This is a genomic window from Yoonia sp. (assembly GCF_017854415.1).
Classification (GTDB): domain Bacteria; phylum Pseudomonadota; class Alphaproteobacteria; order Rhodobacterales; family Rhodobacteraceae; genus Yoonia.
Map to the genome: position 1 here is coordinate 1,465 of NZ_JAFMHR010000087.1, position 3,325 is coordinate 4,789.

Below are 3,325 nucleotides of genomic sequence, written 5' to 3' on the forward strand. Positions count from 1 at the left end.
CACAGCGGCAGCAGGCCGCTGCTTTCTATGACAAAGCATAAGCTGCCAAACCACGCGCTGATTGATCTTAGTCAATGTTCAAACCGCCTGAACCTGCCAGGTTGTCCAAGGAAAAAATCCCGAAATATAAGGCCAGTCGCGTGCCAGAAACCATCTTTCGAACCCAAGGTGTGACCAAAGTCTATCAAACCGGCGCAGTAAAAGTCTTTGCGTTGGCTGGCGTGGACCTGTCACTTTATGCGGGCGAATTGACTGTATTGTTAGGACCTTCGGGCAGCGGAAAGTCGACCCTCTTGAACATCTTGGGGGGGCTTGATCACGCCACGGAAGGACGTGTTTGGTTCCGCGACTTGGAACTTACCAATATGCCTGACCGTGGTCTTACCCGTTACCGGCGCGACCATGTTGGTTTCGTGTTCCAGTTCTACAACCTTGTCCCCAGCCTAACCGCGCGTGAAAACGTGCAACTGGTTACGGATGTATCCCTTGATCCGATGCCCGCAGAAGAAGCCTTGGCTCTTGTAGGGCTTGGTGCGCGTATGGATCATTTCCCATCCGAGATGTCGGGCGGTGAACAACAGCGTGTCGCCATCGCACGCGCCATCGCCAAACGTCCCGAGATTTTGTTGTGCGATGAACCGACTGGCGCGCTGGACAGCACTACAGGTGTTCAGGTGCTTGAGGTATTGCAAGACATCAATGAACGCTTTGGCACAACGACGGTGATCATTACACATAACGCGGAAATTCAACGCATGGCGCACCGTGTTATCCAGTTCCAAGACGGCAAGATCAGCAGCGTATCGACCAACGAACACCGCCTTGAACCCGCGCAGATCGTTTGGTGATGCAAGCCCTTGATCGAAAACTCCTGCGGGATTTCAAGCGTTTATGGAAACAGGCTTTTGCCATTTCGATGGTGCTGGCCTGTGGTGTGGCGATATTGTTGACAGCCTTGGGGATGTACAAAGCGCTTAGTGATACGCGCGAAACTTATTATGAACGCAACCGCTTTGCCGAGGTGTTCAGCGCTGTGCAGCGCGCACCAGACAGGTTGGCTGCTGAATTGGCCGCAATTGACGGCGTCTGGGCGGTCGAGACCCGCGCAGTCGGCAACACCGTGCTTGATATACCTGGCAGTGATGTCAGTGCGACGGCGCGCATCTTGTCGTTGCCCGTCGATGGCGCGCCACGCTTGAATGTGCCGATTGTGAAGACAGGCCGCCTGCCCAACCCATCCGCCACTAACGAAGTCATGGTGAACGCAAATTTCGCAATCGCGAACGGTTTTGGGCTGGGCGACTATTTCTTCGCCAACCTGAACGGCCAGAAACGCGCGTTGACCATCACAGGCACCGCCCAATCGCCCGAGTTTATTTACACCATCGGTCCAGGTGCAATCATGCCTGACAACGCGACCTTTGGGATTATCTGGATGCCGCAACCTGCAGTCGCTGCCGCCTTTGATATGACCGGGGCCTTCAATGATGTTTCCTTAACGCTGACGGCAGGGGCGCAGACCGTGAATGTCATTGATGCTGTAGACCGCTTGCTTGATCCCTATGGCAGTTTGGGGGCTTACGGGCGGGATTTGCACCCTTCTGACAGCTTTATTGACGCAGAGATCAAACAACTTCGCACAATGGCGTCGATATTGCCGCCGATCTTTTTCGGGATCTCGGCGTTTCTGGTTAGTATGGTAATGGGCCGGATCATCGCACTCGAGCGAAGCCAAATTGGGCTGCTTAAGGCCGTAGGCTATTCCGACCTCGAGATTTGCCTGCATTACCTGATGTTGGCAGGATTGATTGCTATTCTGGGTATCGCCATCGGGTGGTTCACGGGAGGTTGGTTGGCCCGACTGCTGGCCTCGCAATATGCGCAGTACTTCGACTTTCCCTTCTTGATTTTCAGTACGTCACCGTGGGTCTATGCAGTGTCCGGCATTGCGGCCCTACTCACCACGACGCTGGGTGCAGCACAGGCCGCGATCAAAGCGGCACGTCTGGCCCCAGCAATCGCGATGCAACCCCCAGCGCCACCGCAGTTCAAACGGTCATTGATCGACCGCGCAATGGTCGCAGCCAAGCTAAGCCAGCCAACAATTATGATCTTGCGCAGTTTGCTGCGTTGGCCAGTGCGCAGCGCGCTGACAACGCTTGGGCTTGCGCTTGCCGTGTCAACTATCGTGTCGCCGTCGTTCTTTGATTACGCGTTAGACAAGATCGTCGATAGTGCGTTCTATGAAAGCGCGCGACAGGATGCGATGCTGGTGCTGTCGCATGAAATGCCCGAAAATGTTCTGGGGACTGCGGCTGCCCTGCCTGCTGTTTTGCAAGTCGAGGGACAACAATATCACCCGGTGATCTTGCGCAACGGCAATCACGAAAAACGTACGTCTATTCAGGCAAGCCGTCCAAATACCGACCTGAGCCGCGTCATCGACAGTGACGGCAAACAGATAAATGCGCCACCGGGCGGGGTGGTGCTGACGGATCGATTGGCCGCGCATTTGCGTGTCGGTGTTGGGGATCAGGTAGATGCGAAATTCCTTGGGGGCCGGCAGGAAACCCATGCCTTGACCGTGACGGGCACGGTTGAACAATACTTTGGTATTGGGGCCTATATGGATCTGGAATACGCCAATCAGTTGTTGCGGCAATCTACGCGAATTTCGCTGGTCAACGTTTCGTTGAATGATGCCGAGGTCACAGACCTTCACGCCAGACTAAAGGATATTCCCAACCTTGTGGGCATTGTGATGATGACCGACACCCGCCGTTCATTTTCTGAAACCATTGAACAAAGCATCGGCGTGATGAATACGGTCTATATCGTTATTGCCCTGCTGATCACCATCGGGGTTACTTATAACGGCGCACGCATCCAGCTGTCAGAACGGTCCCGCGAATTGGCCAGCCTGCGCATCCTTGGCTTCACCCGTGCAGAGGTGTCTTACATTTTGATCGGCGAAACCATGTTGCTGTCAGTGCTGGCGCAACCGCTGGGGTGGTGGATTGGCGCGGTGATCGCGACCGCGATGGCTAACGGATTTTCGAGCGACCTTTATAGCATGCCGCTTGTGCTGCATCCCGCCATTTTCGCCAAAGCCAGCTTTGTTGTCCTGCTGGCAAGCTTTGGGTCTGTGATGCTGGTGCGTCGCAGGTTGGATAAACAAAACCTCGTTTCTGTGATGAAAGTAAGGGAGTAAGCGATGACTTGGAAACCACGCACGATTGGTCTTGTGGGCCTTGGCGCAGCAATAATACTTGGGCTGGGTTATGTCGCTTTCCAAGATGATCCGGTTCCGGTTGACCTTCATATT

2 protein-coding genes are annotated in these 3,325 nt (G+C 54.5%); both read left to right on the forward strand.

Annotation, left to right across the window (positions count from 1 at the left end):
* Positions 1-140: 140 nt before the first annotated feature.
* Positions 141-848 carry an ABC transporter ATP-binding protein gene (locus QZ197_RS10645; RefSeq protein ID WP_296431911.1) on the forward strand — a complete coding sequence of 236 codons (708 nt, stop codon included), beginning with the start codon at positions 141-143 and terminating at the stop codon, positions 846-848.
* Positions 848-3,211, forward strand: coding sequence for an FtsX-like permease family protein (locus QZ197_RS10650; RefSeq protein WP_296431913.1), 2,364 nt, complete (start codon positions 848-850; stop codon positions 3,209-3,211). The genes QZ197_RS10645 and QZ197_RS10650 overlap by 1 nt, the downstream gene beginning before the upstream one ends.
* The last annotated feature ends 114 nt before the right edge of the window (positions 3,212-3,325 follow it).